The 551-nt window shown below is 65.3% G+C and carries 1 protein-coding gene; it reads right to left on the reverse strand.

Annotation, left to right across the window (positions count from 1 at the left end; translation table 11 throughout):
• Positions 1–266, reverse strand: a 266-nt coding sequence (locus tag KUM39_RS27955; protein WP_246620842.1) for a helix-turn-helix domain-containing protein, incomplete at its 3' end; no start/stop codon positions are given.
• Positions 267–551: the final 285 nt, after the last annotated feature.

Here is a 551-nt window from a genome sequence, read left to right on the forward strand (position 1 = left end):
CCCTTGGCCAGCTCGGCCTCCAGCTGGGCGAACTGCTTCTCGCTCAGTCTCGGCAGCGATGCCGGCCCCTGTGACCGCAGAGCCCGCGGACCGCCCTCGTCCCACGTCCGCCGCCAGCGCTGCACCGACCGGACGCTGACTCGCAGGTCTTTGGCGATCACCGAGCTCGCCTCGCCCTGGGCGAACCTCTCGGCGGCCTTGAGCCGTAACTCTTCGCGGAACTGCTGGCGTTCGGCGGTCAGCCCGCCCCCTTGTGGATACCGCATGCCCCGGTGATACCGCACGAGCAGCAAGCCGTCAGCCCCTACGACACCACGAGTTCAACCTCAGTAACCACTCAGGACACCACGAGGTGCGAGTGCCTGTAGGGCTCGCCGCGAATGCTGACCCGGCCGACGCGCTGTTTCCAAAAGCCATCTCCCCCGAGGCCAAAGCCTGGGGAAGACGAATGCTCTTGACGTCCAGTCAACCAGGAATCAGCTTTTGCCATCGCCAGCTAGGCGCTTGGTCTTTCGGCAGGAACGTCAACTCACGAGACCGGAAGGCAGCTT

It is taken from the genome of Streptomyces corallincola, assembly GCF_019104725.1.
GTDB lineage: Bacteria > Actinomycetota > Actinomycetes > Streptomycetales > Streptomycetaceae > Streptomyces > Streptomyces corallincola.